This window comes from Zobellia galactanivorans (genome assembly GCF_000973105.1).
Classification (GTDB): domain Bacteria; phylum Bacteroidota; class Bacteroidia; order Flavobacteriales; family Flavobacteriaceae; genus Zobellia; species Zobellia galactanivorans.
This window is the reverse complement of sequence record NC_015844.1, coordinates 2,372,309-2,391,189: the sequence shown is the minus strand read 5'-3', so window position 1 is coordinate 2,391,189 and position 18,881 is coordinate 2,372,309. Positions and strand designations below refer to the sequence as shown.

The 18,881-nt window shown below is 43.4% G+C and carries 19 protein-coding genes; 13 read left to right on the top strand and 6 right to left on the bottom strand.

The window, feature by feature from the left end; all coding sequences use genetic code 11:
- Nucleotides 1–30: 30 nt before the first annotated feature.
- Together ZOBGAL_RS09680 and ZOBGAL_RS09675 are read left to right on the top strand one after the other, a co-directional pair.
- Nucleotides 31–1,707, top strand: coding sequence for an acyl-CoA--6-aminopenicillanic acid acyl-transferase (locus ZOBGAL_RS09680; protein WP_013993409.1), 1,677 nt, complete (start codon nt 31–33; stop codon nt 1,705–1,707).
- Entirely contained in the window at nt 1,708–2,997 is a 1,290-nt protein-coding gene (locus ZOBGAL_RS09675; protein ID WP_013993408.1) for a phenylacetate--CoA ligase family protein, read from the top strand.
- Between the two features lie 32 nt (nt 2,998–3,029).
- On the opposite strand, the gene recQ is transcribed toward ZOBGAL_RS09675, so the two are convergent.
- A complete protein-coding gene (gene recQ / locus ZOBGAL_RS09670) occupies nt 3,030–5,129 on the bottom strand; it encodes a DNA helicase RecQ (RefSeq protein WP_013993407.1) in 2,100 nt (699 codons plus the stop codon).
- Between the two features lie 111 nt (nt 5,130–5,240).
- Nucleotides 5,241–5,573, bottom strand: coding sequence for a single-stranded DNA-binding protein (locus ZOBGAL_RS09665; protein ID WP_013993406.1), 333 nt, complete (start codon nt 5,571–5,573; stop codon nt 5,241–5,243).
- A gap of 229 nt (nt 5,574–5,802) precedes the next feature.
- Between ZOBGAL_RS09665 and ZOBGAL_RS09660 the strand changes: the two genes are divergently transcribed.
- The 6 genes from ZOBGAL_RS09660 (at nt 5,803) to ZOBGAL_RS09635 (ending at nt 9,911) form a co-directional block, all read left to right on the top strand.
- The gene (locus ZOBGAL_RS09660; protein WP_046287437.1) at nt 5,803–6,303 is read left to right on the top strand and encodes a hypothetical protein; all 501 of its coding nucleotides are present in this window, start codon (nt 5,803–5,805) and stop codon (nt 6,301–6,303) included.
- A gap of 189 nt (nt 6,304–6,492) precedes the next feature.
- Nucleotides 6,493–7,284 carry a hypothetical protein gene (locus ZOBGAL_RS09655; protein WP_013993404.1) on the top strand — a complete coding sequence of 264 codons (792 nt, stop codon included), beginning with the start codon at nt 6,493–6,495 and terminating at the stop codon, nt 7,282–7,284.
- A gap of 83 nt (nt 7,285–7,367) precedes the next feature.
- On the top strand, nt 7,368–7,769 hold the full coding sequence (locus tag ZOBGAL_RS09650) for a hypothetical protein (protein WP_013993403.1): 402 nt from the start codon (nt 7,368–7,370) through the stop codon (nt 7,767–7,769).
- Nucleotides 7,770–8,079: 310 nt separating this feature from the next.
- Nucleotides 8,080–8,649 (top strand): hypothetical protein, encoded by a 570-nt coding sequence (locus tag ZOBGAL_RS09645; RefSeq protein ID WP_013993402.1) that lies wholly within the window; start codon nt 8,080–8,082, stop codon nt 8,647–8,649.
- A 216-nt stretch (nt 8,650–8,865) separates the two neighbouring features.
- The gene (locus tag ZOBGAL_RS09640) at nt 8,866–9,381 is read left to right on the top strand and encodes a hypothetical protein (protein WP_013993401.1); all 516 of its coding nucleotides are present in this window, start codon (nt 8,866–8,868) and stop codon (nt 9,379–9,381) included.
- 92 nt (nt 9,382–9,473) lie between these two features.
- Nucleotides 9,474–9,911: a hypothetical protein gene (locus ZOBGAL_RS09635; RefSeq protein ID WP_046287848.1), complete on the top strand. Its 438-nt coding sequence runs from the start codon at nt 9,474–9,476 to the stop codon at nt 9,909–9,911.
- Between the two features lie 38 nt (nt 9,912–9,949).
- On the opposite strand, the gene ZOBGAL_RS22675 is transcribed toward ZOBGAL_RS09635, so the two are convergent.
- Nucleotides 9,950–10,567: a collagen-like triple helix repeat-containing protein gene (locus ZOBGAL_RS22675; protein WP_013993399.1), complete on the bottom strand. Its 618-nt coding sequence runs from the start codon at nt 10,565–10,567 to the stop codon at nt 9,950–9,952.
- A 197-nt stretch (nt 10,568–10,764) separates the two neighbouring features.
- Here ZOBGAL_RS22675 and ZOBGAL_RS09625 point away from each other — a divergent pair, with 197 nt between their 5' ends.
- A complete protein-coding gene (locus tag ZOBGAL_RS09625) occupies nt 10,765–11,391 on the top strand; it encodes a chloramphenicol acetyltransferase (protein WP_013993398.1) in 627 nt (208 codons plus the stop codon).
- A gap of 90 nt (nt 11,392–11,481) precedes the next feature.
- Here ZOBGAL_RS09625 and ZOBGAL_RS09620 read toward each other — a convergent pair whose 3' ends face one another.
- Entirely contained in the window at nt 11,482–13,131 is a 1,650-nt protein-coding gene (locus ZOBGAL_RS09620) for a RagB/SusD family nutrient uptake outer membrane protein (protein ID WP_013993397.1), read from the bottom strand.
- A gap of 10 nt (nt 13,132–13,141) precedes the next feature.
- Nucleotides 13,142–16,186: a SusC/RagA family TonB-linked outer membrane protein gene (locus tag ZOBGAL_RS09615; RefSeq protein WP_013993396.1), complete on the bottom strand. Its 3,045-nt coding sequence runs from the start codon at nt 16,184–16,186 to the stop codon at nt 13,142–13,144.
- Between the two features lie 276 nt (nt 16,187–16,462).
- On the opposite strand from ZOBGAL_RS09615, the gene ZOBGAL_RS09610 reads away from it, so the two are divergent.
- The 4 genes from ZOBGAL_RS09610 (at nt 16,463) to ZOBGAL_RS09595 (ending at nt 18,234) form a co-directional block, all read left to right on the top strand.
- Nucleotides 16,463–16,675: a hypervirulence associated TUDOR domain-containing protein gene (locus tag ZOBGAL_RS09610; RefSeq protein ID WP_013993394.1), complete on the top strand. Its 213-nt coding sequence runs from the start codon at nt 16,463–16,465 to the stop codon at nt 16,673–16,675.
- A gap of 78 nt (nt 16,676–16,753) precedes the next feature.
- Complete coding sequence (locus ZOBGAL_RS09605; protein WP_013993393.1) at nt 16,754–17,329, top strand: pentapeptide repeat-containing protein; 576 nt, start codon at nt 16,754–16,756, stop codon at nt 17,327–17,329.
- A gap of 61 nt (nt 17,330–17,390) precedes the next feature.
- Nucleotides 17,391–17,882, top strand: a complete 492-nt coding sequence (locus ZOBGAL_RS09600; RefSeq protein WP_013993392.1) for a DUF6265 family protein — start codon at nt 17,391–17,393, stop codon at nt 17,880–17,882.
- Nucleotide 17,883: 1 nt separating this feature from the next.
- Nucleotides 17,884–18,234, top strand: coding sequence for a hypothetical protein (locus tag ZOBGAL_RS09595; protein WP_013993391.1), 351 nt, complete (start codon nt 17,884–17,886; stop codon nt 18,232–18,234).
- 93 nt (nt 18,235–18,327) lie between these two features.
- Here the strand turns inward: ZOBGAL_RS09595 and ZOBGAL_RS09590 are convergent, their stop codons facing one another.
- Nucleotides 18,328–18,795, bottom strand: a complete 468-nt coding sequence (locus tag ZOBGAL_RS09590) for a CBS domain-containing protein (RefSeq protein ID WP_013993390.1) — start codon at nt 18,793–18,795, stop codon at nt 18,328–18,330.
- Between the last annotated feature and the right edge of the window lie 86 nt (nt 18,796–18,881).

The window sequence follows — 18,881 nt, the reverse complement described above, 5'->3', positions numbered from 1 at the left end:
AAATTGTTTCTTTCATAGCCGATTGACATAATGCCAAAAAAAATAGTTTCAAACATATACGTTCTTCTAGGCCTAGCCTTGCTTTTGGGCTCATGTGGCGTTTCGCGATCATTGAAAGACCTTCCCGACGTAAGTATCTATGAAACCAAGCTGCCCCCTAGGCAACAACTCTCTGATTCTACCTACCGTCTCGCTACCAACTTTTTGACCAAGAACCCCCAAGGCCTTTACGAACTCTATGTTTCGGGAAATCCTTACGAACTGGGACTTAAGACAGGTAGCCTAACCCAAGAGCTTTTTCAGGAACAAGAGCGGGTCTTTGTAGAGAAAATAGATGAGCTCGTGCCCTCAAAAGGAAAGCAAAAAATGCTCAGAAAGTTCTTGGCCTGGTTCAACCGAAAAATGTACAAGAACATTGACGAGCAGTACAAGGCCGAAATCTATGGTATTTCGCAATACGCCTCAAAAGATTATGATCGCATTGCGGCCCCTTACCCGCGTGTCATGTACTTTCACGGGGCACACGATATCGGCCATGCCCTACAAGACCTCGCCCTGGTAGGCTGCTCTTCCTTCGCCGCCTGGGGACCACATACCGAAGACGGCAAACTTATCATCGGTAGGAATTTCGATTTTTACGCCGGCGACGATTTTGCAAAGAACAAGATCATTGCATTCGTTGCTCCCGATCAGGGCCATAAATTTATGTCGGTGAGCTGGGGCGGTATGATCGGCGTGGTTTCCGGAATGAACGACCAAGGCCTGACCGTTACCATCAACGCGGGCAAGTCAAAATTCCCCTTGGTGGCCAAAACCCCCATATCATTGGTTACCCGGGAAATATTGCAGTACGCCTCTACCATATATGAAGCCATTGCCATTGCCAAAAAACGCGAGGTATTTGTCTCCGAATCGATTTTTGTGGGAAGTGCCAAAGACAAAAAAGCGGCCCTCATTGAGGTTTCACCACATAACTTCGGTGTGTACGAGGTAGAAAACGGCAATCAGCTCGTTTGCTCCAACCACTTTCAAAGTGAAGCTTATGCCGATGATAAAAAGAACCAGAAACATATCTTTGAAAGCCATTCGAAATACCGCTACCAACGTATGGAAGAGCTTTTGGAAAACACCCCAAAAGTAACCCCCAAGAGTGCCGTGAGCATCTTAAGGAACAAAAACGGACTCGAAGACAAACATATCGGTTACGGAAACGAAAAAGCCCTCAACCAAATGTTGGCACACCACGGCATTGTCTTTCAACCGGAAGACCTTTTGGTCTGGGTTTCTAGCAATCCCTATCAATTGGGTGAATTTGTAGCTTACGACCTAAAGGAAGTATTCGGCACAGCCGACCAAAACCAAAAGGCACGCCCCATATCTTCGCCCGATAGGAACATAGCCCCTGACCCTTTTTTGAGAACCTTGGCATATCGGCACTACGAACGTTATCGAAAATTAAGGCGTCAGATTACGGAGGCCATGGTCTCGGAAGAAGAAATCGAACCGGCCCTATGGACTGAATTTATAGCCGTAAACCCCGATTTTTGGGAGGTGTATTTCCTTAAGGGGAAGTATTACTATGAAAACCGAAACTACAAGGAAGCCTTAGACGCCTTCGAGAAAGCCAAGACCAAAGAAGTGACCACGGTACCCGATAAGGAATCCATAGACACTTATATTAAAAAACTAAAACGGAAGCTCCAATAAATGATTCCAGAAATAGAAAAAGCATCGTCCGAAAAAATAAAAGCCTTTCAAGAAGAAAAGCTTCAAGAGCTGATTGCCTATATAGCCGAAAAATCGCCTTACTACAAGCGCGTTTTTAAGGAACATGACATTAAAGTATCGGATATCAGAACCCTTGAGGACCTAGCCAAGCTTCCGGTAACCACCAAAGAAGAGCTACAGCATTACAACGATGATTTTCTGTGTGTACCCAAATCGCAGATTATTGATTTTGTAACGACCTCGGGCACCTTGGGCGACCCCGTAATCTTGGGGCAGACCGACAAAGACCTTGACCGATTGGCCCATAACGAGGCCATATCCTTGGCCTGCTCGGGTGTTGGCGAAAATGACATCATACAAATGACCACGACCATGGACCGTCGTTTTATGGCCGGTCTGGCCTACTTTTTAGGAGTCAGAAAATTGGGTGCGGGTATCATCCGTGTGGGAGCAGGTATCCCCGAACTACAATGGGACACCATTCTCAAATTCAGGCCCACCTATCTAATTGTGGTGCCCTCCTTTTTGCTGAAATTGATCCAATATGCCGAAACACATGGTATCGATATCAATACCTCAGGGGTCAAAGGAGCCATTTGTATAGGCGAATCGTTAAGGAACCAAGATTTTTCATTGAACGTTCTGGCCGATAAAATAAAGTCGAAATGGAACATTGAACTCTACTCCACATACGCCTCGACAGAAATGAGCACGGCTTTTGCCGAGTGTTCCGAACAACGCGGGGGACACCACCACCCCGAACTCATCGTTGCCGAGATCTTAGATGACAACGACCAGGCCGTTGCCGATGGCCAAGAAGGGGAGCTTACGATCACCACCCTAGGTGTTGAGGCCATGCCCTTGTTGCGATTTAAAACCGGGGATATTGTCGTGGCCCATACTTCTCCCTGTGCCTGTGGCAGAAACACCATGCGTTTAGGCCCCGTAATAGGACGGAAGAAGCAAATGATAAAATACAAGGGCACTACCCTCTACCCTCCTGCCATGGACAACCTTCTGAACGATTTTGAAGAAGTGGAAGGCTATGTGTTCGAAATCTACCAAAACGAAATCGGCACGGATGAAATCCTTATAAAAATCGCTTCATCTTCAGCCGACCATAAGTTGATGCAGGCCATTAAAGACCATTTTAGGTCTAAATTGAGGGTTTCTCCCAATATTGAAATCTGTCCTAATGAAGAGATTCAGAAATTGCGGATGTCGAAGCTGGGAAGGAAGCCTATCAGCGTAATCGATAAGAGGCAGTAACACCTATCTTCGGCTGCGCTTGGCCACACATTTTACTTTCCGATCAGATACAGTCCCATTTGAATTTTCCAGTAGGGCAGCTTGCCTTCAAAATATTCGAAGAATACTTTTAGGCCTTCGGCATCCTGAAGTTCAGATTGCGCTTTTTTGATGCTTTTGATCTCATCGGAAGAAATAAACTGTCCCAAATCTACGGGAGCCCCTTCGGCATGGGCCTTTTGCAGATGGGTATAGATACTACTTTCCTGTATTCCCCGTTGTTTGGCGATATCTTCAACGGAAAATCCCTCCTTCAACAATTGAAATGAAAGCTGGTGACTGGGATTCTTTTTCGCCTTTTTTCGCTTCTTTTCCGCTTTATGTTCGTTGATTTCCTTCAAGAATATGGCCGCATATTTTTCCAGCTTCGCTTGACCTACCCCGGAAATTTCCATGAACTCGGTTTCGTTCTTAGGAAGTTTTTCCTCCATATCCTTTAAACTGGCATCGCTAAAGACCACATAAGCAGGTACCCCTTGCTCCGCCGCTACTTGTTGCCGTAGCAACCGAAGCTTTTCGAATAGTCCTGACGCACTGGCCTTGGTTTTTCGTTCCTTTTTCGGTTGGGCCTTTTGTTTTTCTAAAATGGCAAGCTGTATTTTTTTGCCTTCGTAAAGCACCTGTTTGGCCAATGGAGTAAGCGCCAAGCGACCGCCTTCCCTAAAGTTTATGGAAAGGACCCCTTGGTTGAGCAATTGAATGATATACTGCTGCAGGTCTTGCCATGATACCTCCTTTACCGCCCCGTAAGTCTTTATATGTTGATAGCCCTTCTCGAACACCTGGGCGTTTCGAGCCCCGCGAAGCACATCGACCAACATGCCCATAGCTTCCCGTTCTTTTAAGCGTGCCACGCCAGAACAGATTTTTTGTGTGAGTACGGTAGCATCAAAATACTTTGGAGGACGCTTGCACATATCGCAATTACCACAATTCTCGACCATATGTTCCCCGAAATAGTTCAGCAGGGCGATCCGTCGGCAACTTAGGGCTTCTGCAAACTGCTGCATACGTTCTAACTTGGCGTATTCCACATCGGCATTCTCGCTCGAAGAAATAAACCTGCGGAGTTGTGCCACATCGGCAAAACTGTAGAAGAGCAAGGCTTTTGCAGGCAGGCCATCACGTCCGCTACGCCCGATTTCCTGATAGTAGCCCTCCACATTTTTGGGCAGGTTGTAATGGATTACCCATCGCACGTTGCTCTTATCAATGCCCATTCCAAAAGCAATGGTCGCCACAATGATAGGTACACGGTCGGTAATGAAATCTTCTTGTACCTGACTCCTTTCCTCGGCAGGAAGACCGGCATGATAGGCTTTGGCATCAAAACCCGATGCCAACAGTTTATCCGCAATGGTCTGTGTACTTTTTCGGCTGAGACAGTAGATGATTCCACTTTCGTTCGGCCGTTCCGAGAGAAAATCAAGAATCTGCGAAATTCGGTCTTGGGCCGGACGCACCTCCAAGGAGATATTAGGGCGATTAAAGGAGGCCAAATGGCGTAATGCACCGGGAATGCCCAACTGTTCCAAAATGTCGTCTTGGGTCGTGGTATCGGCCGTAGCCGTCAAGGCAATTAGGGGTACTCCGGGAAATTGCCGCTTTAGGGTCCCCAACTGCGTATAGGCCGGACGAAAATCGTGCCCCCAGGAAGATATACAATGTGCCTCGTCTATGGCAAAAAGGCTGATGGTGATTTCAGATAGGATATGTTGTACCAAGGCCAAACTTTCCGGAGCCACATAGAGCAACTTCAATTCGCCTTTCACTAATCGATTCTCAACTTCCAGTCGTTTTTCGGGTGCTAAGGAGCTGTTGAAATAGGCCGCGGAAATACCATTGGCGGTCAAGGCATCCACTTGATCCTTCATCAGGGCAATCAGCGGGGAAATAACAATGGCCGTTCCGTTCATGGCCAAGGCCGGAAGCTGAAAGCAAAGCGACTTCCCACCGCCCGTGGGCATTATGGCCAAAACGTCTTTTTTGGCAAGTACATCGCTGATTACGCTCCATTGGTTGGGCCGGAACGAATCGTAGCCAAAATTCGTCTTTAAAAGGGGAAGGAGTTCTTGTTCTGTTGTAAGCGTCATGTAATAAGTATAGCGATTGTTTTATAAAAGTACCGATGTAACAAATGAAGCGAGGCCAAAAAACTTAAAATAGCCCCTTGGAGTCGCTTCATTTGCAAAGAACGGCATATTCTATTTACCCAACATCAAAAGTTCGTTACAACGTACTTCGGTAATATATCGTTTTTCACCCTCCTTGGTCTCGTACGAGCGGTGGGTGAGCTTGCCCTCTACGGCCACCTGTTTTCCCTTGGTCAAATAATTTTCTACGATTTCGGCCGTCTTTCCCCAGGCCACCACATTGTGCCATTGGGTATCGTCTACACGCTCACCCTGGGCGTTTTTATAAGTTTCCGTAGTAGCTATGGAAAATTTGGCCAGTTTATTGCCATTGTCCATGTTTACAATTTCTGGGTCTTGGCCCAAGTTTCCAATCAACTGTACTTTGTTTTTTAAGGCGTTCATTTTACTAATTTTTACGTTAAACAGTTCATACTATTGAACCACTGCGATTCAACACTGCAAACCTAGAACGGCGACCAAATTCTAATCGGTTACAAAACAATTGTTTTCGTTTGTAAACGTTTAAAAACGTCTTATTTATTGAATACAAACATTTTATGTTTTGTAAGAAAATTTACTAATTTTAGTACGTATTATACACCCAGTCATAATAACCTACTAAATGCTAAACATGAGAATACTAGACCGATTTTTTAAAAGACAGAAAAAATACTTGGACACCCCAGAGCATTATAGAGCTTTCTCTGCACACCCTAAACGGGCCTATTGTCAACTCTCCAATTTACTCGATAATTCGTCTGCAATTGAATTTCTTCAAAACCACACACTTAAACTCAAGCACGTACCGTCGGGAACAAGCCTCGAACTTAAGGAGCTCATCGATTATCATGTGATTTTTGTCGTAACATGGGATACCTATTGTGCGAAATCGATCGGGTCCTTAAAGCGAAAGGTTGAAAACAAGGAAATATCAAAATGGTGCCTAGTCTTATTTGAGGAAACCAAAAAGGACGTAAAAGCGAACAAATCCGATTCTTGGTATTACGACCATATTTATGTTCTTGACAAAGATTCGAAAGAATTTGCAGCCAAACTGGGCAGGGTGCCTTTGATTGTCAGCAATGACGATACAGGAAAGGCAGGACAGTTTATAACAGGCTTGATCGAATAGCAAACATTGCCTAGAACTAAGAACGGAACAAGGACGCGAAGCCTATCACATTAAGGGAGGTAGTCCCTTTCCCCAAAACCAGGCCCTTTGTAAACAAGTGATTATACATGAATACTAGGGCATAATTATTTGAGTTATTATAAAATACAATCGCAGTAATAACCATAAATAATTTAAAAAAAAACAAATATGGGTTGGGATATAAGTTATCATCCAATATCGGAAAAGCAAATAAACGAATGGTATTTTGACGTACTCGACAATCAAAATTTAATAGAGAAACGCGCAACCGAAAATAAAATTGAAGATTTCTACAAGGAAAAGTATGAGAACACGATCAACGTAGCTTTAGAAACCAAGCAAAATGATATTTTTGACAAAAGCCATGGCTATTACGTTGCCGTTGTCCAAGGCTTTTTTGAAAAATTTTTCTACACTAGAGGCGCTGCCCTTTCCTTTTCCGAGAAACCTTTTCTTCAGGCGTATTACAAAAAATGGAATGAAATAGTGCCCAGTAAAAGGTTAACCGAACAAGTGCACAATGCCATTATAGAGAATTATTGTTCGGGCATTTATATTCCTGCCAACAAAGTAGCTGAGCTATTAGAAGATTATGAAAATAAGCCTGAAGTCAAAAGTGAACTGGACAATTTGTTTTCGTACGACAGGATCAAGGTGTTTTTAAAGGCTTTAAACTATGCGAAAGACCATGATTTAGGCCTGCTAGAGGCAACAGAAGTTGTGGAGCCCAATCCCTTGGACTTAAACCAATCTTCTTGCTATTCAAATCTGTTGAACTGCGACCCAGAGGGAGCAATACTATACCGGCAAGCCGCCATGGAACAAATTGCGGAAATTGAAAAACAAGAGAAATTAAAAGAAGGGGAAATCGCTTCAAACGCAGAATATAAAGTAAGAAATATTGCCCCCGAAAAGAAAGAGGCGAAAAAAGGATTTTGGAAAAAACTATTCAGAAAATAAGTTAGGGCCGAGAATGCGCTATAATTCCTTCGGATTTTGGCCCAGTGCCCAATAAACAGAACCCCCTTTAAAACATACAGCAAATGGGAATAATCAAAATAGAAAGTGCCACTGGAGCAAAAATATACATCAACGAAAAAGACCATGGCACCATAAAAAAGGGAACCCAAGAATATGAAGTAGAAAACGGTCCATGCGAAATTTATGCCAAAGCCGGTTGGTGTACGAGTCAAAAACGCACTGTAAACCTTAGCGAGGCACAAAGCGTAACATTTACCCTAAATACTTTTAAGTATGAGGGTGTCGCTAAAGCCATTTTCATGTTATTGGCACTACTTCTTGTGCTTACGAAGATCATGATACTAGGCATCATAGCGGGACTAGTGTTTTTGTATCCATTGTATTATCTGACCATAGGAAAAGATAAATACTTCGAGCTCGTTGAGAAAGAAACTAGCGACAAGGAAAATGTACAAAGCGTATAATGGCACCATTATAAGTGCTTTTTTTACTGTGATGGGCAACCGCTTTAGATTCAGACCGAGACGGGCAAATAGGGTTTGGGGCTATTGAGAGTTTAAATTTAGTAGTTTTGGTTTCATCTAGTAAGACTATAAATTGATGTTACCCAAAAACAACATCCGGAACAATATATTTGTCAACACCCTAATAACAAATTAGGGTGGTATGTGACAAACTAATGGCCCGTGTATGTTTGCGAGCCCAGCAAACCCCAAAGATTTGGTGACTAAAAGAAATTGAGCTATAAGCTTCACCCTAAAACAAACAGAATTTATGAAAAAAACTTTTTTGTTCCTGACATTATTTGCCTTGGCCTTTTCCGCCCAATGCCAAGACGCAACCGTTGAAAAATCGACATATGGGATACAAACAGGGGTTTTAGGACTCTGGTTTCACAACGAAAGTAAGTTAAGTGACCTATTTGCCTTGAGAAGTGAAGTGGGGCTCGATGCCGGTTTTTTCGGAGGCAGCGTTTTTTATGACGATGGAACAGGATATTTACTGATTCCCACCATTTCGGTTGAACCAAGGTGGTATTACAACTTAAAGAAACGAGCTTCAAAAACTAAAAATACGGCAGATAATGCAGGTAATTTTGTTTCCTTAAAAACCAGTTTTTTGCCCGATTGGTTCGTTATATCGAATTACGAAAACATTAATGTTATTAACCAGCTGACAATAATACCCACTTGGGGAATTCGAAGAAATATCGGAAATCATTTGAACTACGAAGCCGGTATTGGAATTGGTTACCGCTATTCTTTCGCAAAAAGTGCCGGATTTTCTGAAAACGAAGGAGACGCCGCCGCGAACTTACACCTCCGCATTGGATATCGATTTTAGAACCAAAAAGCAGCTCGGGACCCAGACCCATACCGCAAAGTGATTCTGCCTCTAACAAACCGAGAGGCAAAACACAAGAGATTACAAGGTTTTCCTGATTTTTAGATCATCAAGATGACAAAGGGATAAAGAAAGAAAAAACTAACCGCACTCTTGAAAGATGACCTTGTAGCATTTAACCATTGCAAAAAATCCAAAACTTTCAGCCCCTACGTAATGAGCATTTTTATAAAGACCTTATCCATCGTTCTTTTTTTGTCCGCTATAGGCTACGGTACAATGCACCTATCGCAAGAGAAACCGAAAACGGAACCAGGGACTTTACCATCGGGCATATATCTATTAAACGACTCCGCAGGCGTTAAAAGGGTTCTAAAAGATAAGCCTAACGAATACTATTTTATTCAAAAAAGACCTTGGTTACCTATCGGTAATTTTGACAAGGTTAAACGAATATGTCTGGAGCAGAAATATTTTAAAGCATCCGAAAAACAGTGCGGACTATCTTTTACATTAAACCCAAAAGGGCGGTCCGAAATACAAAACCTATCTAGCATTGGCATGAGAACCCGCCAAAAGCTGGGGCTTATCGTTAAGGATGAACTTATCTTTGCACTTCATGTAGGTTCCGAAATAAATGGCGAATCTTTTTTTATAGAACTGTATAATTCCAAAGACGAAATGAAACGACTTGAAAAAATGGTCAAAAACGAATTAAAAGAATTCAAATAAGTCCCGTATCGCCCCATACGCCAAGACCCACCTTACCAAAGCTTTTTGGCTTACCTAGGATGGACTCCCCCATTTTTTTAAAATTGCCCCAAATGATTCCCCAAACAGAAATAGAGCTAGAAACCTGGATGAAGCGGCATTGCTATAATTTTAATAGTTATTCCATAAACGGAAACGCAATTCTCGAAGGGTTCGGAATCGATAAAATCAAGGGCGAATTCATTTGGTATTACACCGAACGCGGAATCAAAGAAAACATCAAAATTTTCAATACGGAAAAGGAGTTGATCGCCTATGCCTTTGATCAAATTCAATCGGACAAATGGGCGAAAACCCATTGTATCGGAATGACAACTTCAAAGGAAGAGAAAATCGAATTATCCGAAGAACTAAGAAAACGAGATATTGAATTCATTCAAGATGAGATTCCCTATTTCGGACCAGAAAGGCCCGCCTACAGAACTTTTGTTTTGGGCTGCGATGTGCTAAAAACAAAAGACTTAAAAAGTAAGTACTTCAAAACCGTATAGAATTCCATACCAAAGCCTAAAGCGTATGGCCCGGTCCTTTAATCCTCTAAATCAAAATACGCCGCGATCTCTTCATACGACATCTTTTCAAAATTCGGTCGAGAAGAACGCCCTGAGAGACTCACCCCACCGGGAATCATGACATATCTGTACTGCGGTTCGGCAATGGATGAGCCTGTAAGCTCATGCTCCGAAAGATCCGTATCGTCTATAGAATTTACATCAAACCGAACCTCTCCGTAATCAGAAAAATGGATGGCCACAAAATCACGACGTATGGCAAAGCTCGCATGATCAAAAACAAGGGGCAATTGGTATACCGCATTATTCGAACTTCTGTAAAAGCCCAATACAATACCGCCATTATTTAAAAAATCTTGAGTCAGTTTAGCTTCTATAACTCTCATTGATTTGTAGCTTGCCTCATCGCTAAAATTAAAGTCTTGGTCCAGCCAGTCACTATACATTACATTGACAGTCCCTGGTTCGCCTTGGTCTCCCTTATCCCCTTTTGGGCCTTGTTCCCCTTGGGGTCCTTGAAGACCTGTTTCCCCTTGTGCTCCGGCATCACCATCCACACCATCTTTGGAACATGAGGCCAATGCAATCGTAAATACCATTACCATACTAGTCAAAATCTTTACAGTAGTTTTCATATTTCAATTTTATCTGTTTGTTGTACTACTTCATACCCAAACAGCAGCAAAGGTTAACATCAGGAAGAAAAAATAACCATTTCTCCCAGACTCCCCATTTCTGGTCCCAACCAAAAAAAAAGCATCTCTTTATGCGGTTTCCCCCGGCATTGCGTATTTTTCACGGACAAACCAAATCCCTTCCTTAAAAACGTAGTATGCGTAAAGAAATCAATATCGAAACTTGGAACAGGAAAGACCACTTTGAGTTCTTTTCAAAATTTGACGAGCCCTTTCACGGTATTGCCACCAAATTAGATTGCACGGAAACCTATAAGGCCGCAAAGGCTAATGGTCATTCCTTTTTTCTATCCTACTTGCACAAATCATTGGTTGCCGTAAACAGAACGCTTGAATTCAGGTACCGGATCGTCGATGGCAAGTTGTACGAGTACGAGACCATTAATGCCTCGCCGACCATCAACAAAAAAAATGGTGCTTTTGGCTTTTCGCATGTAAAATATCGCGAGGACTTTAAAGATTTTCTTGCCCTGGCCCTACCGGCCATAGAAAAGGTTCGGAATTCAGACCGGCTCATGCCGCCTGAAGAATCGGGAGAGAATGTAGTGCACTGCTCGGCCATTCCTTGGGTGGATTTTACTTCGATCTCACACGCCCGCCACTATGCCCGGCCCGATAGCTGTCCGAAGATTACTTTTGGGAAAATGACTGCCGACGGCGATCGACTGTTTATGCCTGTTTCCGTTCATGTACACCACGCCTTGGTAGACGGGTATCACGTAGCGCAGTTTCTCGAGAAGTTTCAAAACCTAATGCTGGAATAACGCCAAAACTTCGAGTACAATAAAAGGGCTACGGAAATATTCCGTAACCCTTTCAACTCAACTAACATGCAACTCACTATAAACTGTCCCCTAGTAACCAGGGTTCTGCGGAAGTAAATTAGGATTCTTTTCAATTTCGGCCTGAGGAACCGGGAACAGATCAAACTTCTCAGAGTAGATGGTAACAGGCCTGTTGTCAACTGGAAAAGGCTCTAGTTCCATTTCCCCAGTTACAGGGTCGACATCCAGTACCTTCATTCCCGTAAAGATTTTATTGTTCAATACTTCTACGCCCATGCCCCATCGTTTAAGGTCCCAAAAACGGTGACCCTCCAAGGCCAATTCAATTTTGCGCTCATGTACGATCCTATCGAACATATCGGCTTTTGAGAGTCCTGCGGGCAAGTCGGGCTGACCCGCTCTTGTACGCACCCTGTTGATGGCGTCATAGACCGACGCATCTGGACCTGCTACCTCATTCTGTGCTTCGGCATAGTTCAGCAATACCTCTGCCAACCTCATCTCTATCCAACTTTGCTTGCTTTGTCCAAAATCAACTCCAAAAGGCGCACTTTGATCCATAAATTTTCTGATGTAGTAGCCGGTTATGGTATGTAGGCCGGTACGCAAAGGCGCATCTACCCCATCGGGAAAAAGCAAATCCATTTTCCTGCCCATAAAATCGGCTCCTTGATACAATATGGTAGCGTAGAACCTTGAGTCCCTTCCTTCGTAAGGCTTTAAGGGATTATACCCAGATGCCGGATCCGTAATCGGCAGACCATTGGCCATTTCATAGCTATCTACAAACTCTTGCGTAGGGTTACATTGCGAACCCCAATCGGCCCTATAACTGAACGGCAGCATTACCTTATCCATCGAATGGCCTTTGTCGGTACCGTTGAAAAGCACCTCAAAAATAACCTCTGGATCTCCACCATAGGTTTGAAACAAACCTTCGTAATCTGAAGACAGGGTGTACCCGTTCCCATCAATCACGGCCTTCGACAACTCTGCGGAACGCCCATAATTTTTGGCAAACAGTTGGGCCCTTCCGTTAAAAGCCCATGCGGCCTCTTTTGTGGCCCTTCCGATTTCAGAATCGGGAAGTTCCGATACCGATGGCAAATCGGCGGCGGCAGCGGTAAACTCTTGATCGATATACTCGTAAATCTCATCTACCGGGGTTCTGGGCAACAATAGTTCATCATCGATCGATTGCAACTCTTTGATCAAGGGAACGGCCCCATATCTTCGGGCCAGGTCGAAATATTGAAACGCCTTTACAAAACGGGCCTCTGCCGTAACCCTGGCCTTGACCTCATCATCCAACTCGCTATCTTTAATATTGGCCAGAATGGTATTCGCCAAGTATATTCCTTTGTACAGGGTTTCCCAGTTGTCCAAAGGGTTATTGGTAGCATCCATCAAACCGGGACGAATCACCTTCCACGTTTCGATCCAAGCACTTTTGGTCATGGCTATATCGGTATTGTTATCCAAGATGGAAGAAAAACCATAGGCATTGTTTCCAGGCTGATTGTCCTGCCCCCTTCCCGGGAAACCTACGGGCATATAATTATACAATCGATACAGAACAGATTCTACATAACCTTGGTCATTATAGACCACGTCTTCACTAATAATATCTAAGGGTTCTCTTTCTAAAAATCCGTCTTCACATGAAATTGCAAATGCAAAAATCACGACCAGGGACATATATATTTTTATCCTTTTCATTTTTTTAATTTTAAAAGTTTACACTAAAACCAAGGTTTACCCGTCGTAACTGGGGATAGTAGAGGGAATTGCCACTTTCCTCCAAAGGTCGTTCCGGATCATAGAAGTCATATTTTGAAAAAGTCAAGAGATTGTTTCCGGAAACAAAGAAACGAATCGAATCAATTCCCAATTTATCCATTACGGCATCGGGCAAATTGTAACCTACTTCTACATTTCTCAACTTTAAATACGATCCATCGATCATCCAGAAAGTAGAGGTACGCTCATTATTCGGGGGTGTATTGAAATAGGCCCGAGGGAAGGTCGCATTCTCGTTTCCTTCCCTGTACGAATCCAAAACCCTTTCGCGAATGGCATTCGACCCTAGGCTAAAAGCACCGATATAGGCATAGCTGTTATAATCGGTAGCGCCCTGAAAACTGGCGTTCAAATCAAGGTTCTTGTAAGACATGGATAGGTTTAGGCCATATACGATTTCTGGAATAACACTCTTTCCAATTTGTTGGACATCAAAACCATCAATAACATCATCGTTGTTGATGTCTTTGTACTTGATATCACCGGTTTTAAGCGAGGCATTGCCTTGACCATCTTGGTCGGCCCATCCATCTATTTCTTCCTGTGATTTAAAGAGGCCTTCGGAAGTATATCCGTACAATTGATCAAAGGGTCGGCCTGTTTTTCGTATTCTATCCTCAACGTCTTCGGGCTCATCGATAAAGATGACCTCACTGGTGGCCTTGGTCATATTGGGCGACAGCTCAAACTTAAAATTCTCACCGATGCGCCCCTTGTAGGTCAAGGCCAATTCAAAACCTTTGTTATCTACAATACCGAGGTTTTCTTTGGGCAAACTGGCACCAAAGCTTTTTGGAATGGAAGCATTTCGGGCAATCAAGATGTCTTTGGTTCGCTTACTGAAAATATCGAATTCACCCGAGAGACGGCCTTTCCAAAGGCTAAAATCCAAACCAAGGTTTTTGGCCGTTGCCGTTTCCCATGTGATGTTCGGGTTGGGAATGCCCGTATCTTGAATACCGGGCTTATACGCCCCCGAAGTTCCGATGACGGACCCTGAGTTAAAGGTATAGCCCGACAAGAATTGAAACGGCCCTACCCTATCGTTACCGAACTTACCCCATGAAGCCCTAAGCTTTAGGGTCTCTATGGCATCCACACCCGATAAAAATCCTTCTTCCGAAATCTTCCAACCCACAGAGAAAGCAGGGAACGTACCCCATCTTTTATCTTTTGGGAAGTTATAAGACCCATCATGCCTTACATTGGCCTGAAACAAATATTTGTCCGCATAGCTGTATGTTACACGTCCAATATAACCTTGTCTTGCGCTTTCAGAGGCCGTTCCGTCAGAAATCTGGCCCGTTGCCCCACCGGCAAATAACTGGTCAATAGAGGGCGAAACAAAACCTTGGCGGCCTGCTTCTATATTTTTCCTTTCGTTGTCCACCTTCTCATAAACGAACAGGGCCCCTAAATTATGCTTCCCAAACGCCCTGTCATAATTCACAAAAAACTGGGTGGTCTCTTGCACGATTTCATCATAGCCCTCGGTCAACGTAATGTTCGAAATGCTATTGAATGGGGTATAGATATTATTGACCGGATCCGATACGTAGAAGGTATAAGGCTCCTTAAACTCCTTTTCGTTTTTAAAAGAATGGTCATAATTGTACTTGAAAGTAGTGGTCAATCCCTCAATGGGGATATCGTATTTCAATTTAAAATTACCTTGGAACACGTTCCAATTGGTCCTTTTATACCCTGAATATATCGCCTCGCCAATAGGATTGATATTCACACCATTATAGCCTAATCCACCTGGTTCGACACTATCGGGCACATACGCCGGCGAGGTCGGTTGGGAATTCAATAGTGAATTAAAGGGAGAATTACTTGAATCGCTTATTTTCTCTTTTCTTCCCGCCAAATCGATTCCGAGGGTAAACCGGTCAGTTAAATCAATGTCTACGTTGGCCCTTACATTATACCTTTTAAAAGAAGAGGTTTCATACAACCCTTTTTGATCGAGCATACCTAAACTTGTAAAATACCTGACCCTTTCGCCACCCCCACTTACGGTAATACCTTGTTGTTGGATCGGTGCCGATTTACGGATTACCTCTCCCCACCAATCGGTACTGGGCAAAGTTCCGTTTTGGTATTGCTGTACTTGTTCACCTGTAAAAGCCGGGTTATCGCCACTGTTCAAACTGGCTTCATTAAAATACTCGGCAAATTCGCCCGCGTTGAGCATTTCGGGTACCTGTACCGCAGATTGAAAACCAAAGGAACTGTTATAACTTATGCTCGGTGCACCCAAGGCACCGCGCTTTGTCGTTACCAAGACCACACCGTTGGCTGCACGTGCCCCATAAATGGCGGCCGAAGCGGCATCTTTCAATATGGTTATACTCTCTATGGCGTTCGGGTCGAGCCGATCAATACTACGCTCCACTCCATCGACTAAAATAAGTGCACTGTTGTTTCCGAAGGTACTTTTACCTCGAATCAAAAATTCCCCTCCATCGGCACCAGGCTTGCCCGTTTCCTGTCGAGTAATGACCCCTGGTAATTTTCCCGATAGATTCTGCGTCAAACTTGGGGTAGGCGCAATATTTACCTTTTCTCCCTTTACCACTGCTACCGCGCCGGTCAAATCACTTTTCTTTTGGGTTCCGTAACCCACTACTACAACCTCCTCCAAAGACTCTGCATCTTCTTCCAAGGTTACATTGATGACCGTTTGTCCGTTCAAGGCAACTTCCTTCGTCTTGAACCCCACATAACTGAACACCAAAGAGGCATCGTCGGCAACATTGTCCAAGGCATAGTTTCCATCGAAATCAGCTTGGGCACCGTTATTGGTTCCTTTTACAATTACATTGGCCCCCGGCAAAGGTCCATTGCTATCGGAAACGGTTCCGCTCACCGAATTTTGGCCCATAACGGCCAAACTTGTCAAAAACAACATCATACAGAGCAAAGTCTTGCCATGTATGAATGTCTTAAATTTAGGGTTGGTTTTTTTCATAATTATTGAGTTAAATAGTTTCTGACCCAAAGAACTACAACTACAAAATATTTGAGGTGGAAAATGAGGTTTAAAAAAGGGGGTAAATAAGGCAGGCCCATTTTTTGTCATAATCGACCGCTGTCATCCCTTTACCTATATCCCTAGAATTTTGAACCTAAGCGCCATAGCCGAATTGCTACGTACCGTTTCTCGATTGGGTCAGCATTTCCCCCTATCGCTTCCTTTAATGTGCCATCCATTTCTTTTCTTAAGAAAAACATCATTACGGACACTATGATCAGAAAAGGAACACAGGTAAAGTGGAAATGGGGTTCGGGACAGGCCCAAGGAAAAGTGGAAGACACATATTCGGAATCGGTCACCCGAAAAATCGAAAATCATGAAATTACCCGCAACGGCTCGGCCGACAATAAAGCCCTCTTAATCAAACAGGAAGAGGGCAGTGATGTATTGAAGCTCGAGAGTGAGGTTGAACGCATCGATTGATACGGTTTAAGACGAAACCATGCTTTTTTTAGGATATTCAAAGGCATTTCAAGAAATTGCACATCAATTGACCTGATTATGGATAAACCCTTTATTGCCGACCAAACCTTTAAGGGAAGCGACCTGACCAAAAACAAACTGCCCAAAGGGGATTACGAAAACTGCACTTTTGAAGGTTGCGATTTTTCAGATGCCTACCTCGACAACCAAAATTTTATGGAATGTGAGTTTATCGACTGTAACCTCAGCAATGCCAACATTCGCCATACCACTTTTAAGGAAGTATCCTTCTCCCATTGCAAAATGATGGGACTCAAATTTGAAGATTGCAATACCTTTCTCATCGGTTTTGGTTTTAACGATTGCACGCTCAACTATTCCTCTTTCTACGGACTCACTTTAACAAAGCAACAATTTGTCGACTGTAAAATGATTCAAACGGACTTTACCGAGGCCCTTCTCAAAAATGCCATTTTCGACTCATGCGACCTAGAAAATGCCATTTTCGAACGCACCGACCTGGAAAAGGCCGATTTTAGAACGGCCATCAACTTTAATATAGACCCTGAAAAAAACAATATCAAAAAAGCCCGCTTCTCAAAAGAGGGTCTTATTGGCCTCTTAAACAAATATGACTTATCAATAGAGCCTTAATTTTTGAATGCGTTTAAAAACGGATAATTATGTATCTTACAACTCCGTAAACCTATAGACCATGCGCTATTTTATTTGTGCTTTATTTTTTGTTGTATCGGCCGCACATGCCCAAAACACTACGGCACTTCCGGAAGGGGCCGCGTCGCCGAAGGCCACGTTAAAAGATATTTCTTGGATGCAAGGCCATTGGTCGGGCGAAGCCTTTGGGGGTATTACCGAAGAAATATGGGGCCCTCCATCGGGAGGTTCCATGATGTTTTCCTTTAAGCTGGTATCCGACGGCCAAGTTGGTTTTTATGAACTGGGACACATTCGCGAGCTCGACAACACCCTAGTATATGAACTCAAGCATTTTCACGGTGATTTAAAGGGATGGGAAGAGAAAGACGAAGTGCAATCGTTCAAATTGGTAAAAGTAGACGGTAAGCGCGTGTATTTTGAAGGATTTACCTTCGAAAAGGTAAGTAATGACGAAATCAATATTTACGCCCAAATCGGCGACGAAGATGGTTCCGCCGAGGAGGTAACCTTTAACTTTAAAAAAGAATAAGGTGAAAAAAAAGTGTTTGGATTGTGGCCGGGAAATTATAGGCCGTATCGACAAAAAATTCTGTTCCGACTATTGCCGAAACGCCTACCACAACAAGGCGAACAAAGACGCTAACAACCTCATTCGCAATACGAACAACCGCTTGCGAAAGAACTACCGGATTTTAGATAGCTTCCCCCTAAAAGACGGCAAGACCACTACCACCAAGGCAAAGTTGTTGGACAAGGGCTTCGATTTCGATTTTATCACCAACCTCTACACTACCAAAAAAGGCACGGTCTACTACTTTGTGTACGACTTGGGCTACCTACCACTCGACAACGATGTCTATATGATCGTAAAGCGGGAATAAGTACTTCGGGGCCATACTAGCACAAAAAAAATGCTTTCCATAGGAAAGCACTCGTGTTCATCTATTGGCTATGCGTTTGGGGAGAACGTGACATTACCAATTGTGGCCTGTTAATTTCAGAGCGGCAATAACAATGTCCTTGCGGCTAATCTGACCGACCAAAATACCGTCTTTCATAACCGGAAGCCTTCTTCTATTGTGCTTATCAAAGATGCTTGCGGCGTCAAAAATTGAGATATCATGGGGAATTGTCTCAACTTCCTTCGTCATAAACTTCTCTACACTTTTGTCTAGAATAGGCTGGTTGAAATACCGACTTTCGGAAATCTGCTTCATACAGTCGGCCTCTGAGATAATGCCAACCAAAAAACCATTGTCATCCATGACGGGACCACCCGAGATGTTGTGCTTGGTAAACAGCTCCATAACCTCTAGAATAGACTGATCAGGCTTAAATGTCACCAGTTTCTTGGTCATGTAGTCTGAAACCAATATGGGCGCGTCATACTCTTTCTTGACATCGACTTTTGCCCGAGGGCCTTGAAAACTTTTTATTCCCATATAGTATAGTTTTTATTGCCTAGCGGCAGATTAGGTTAATTACTAAAGATAATGAATTTTTTAATAAAATATTCAGTTATTCGACG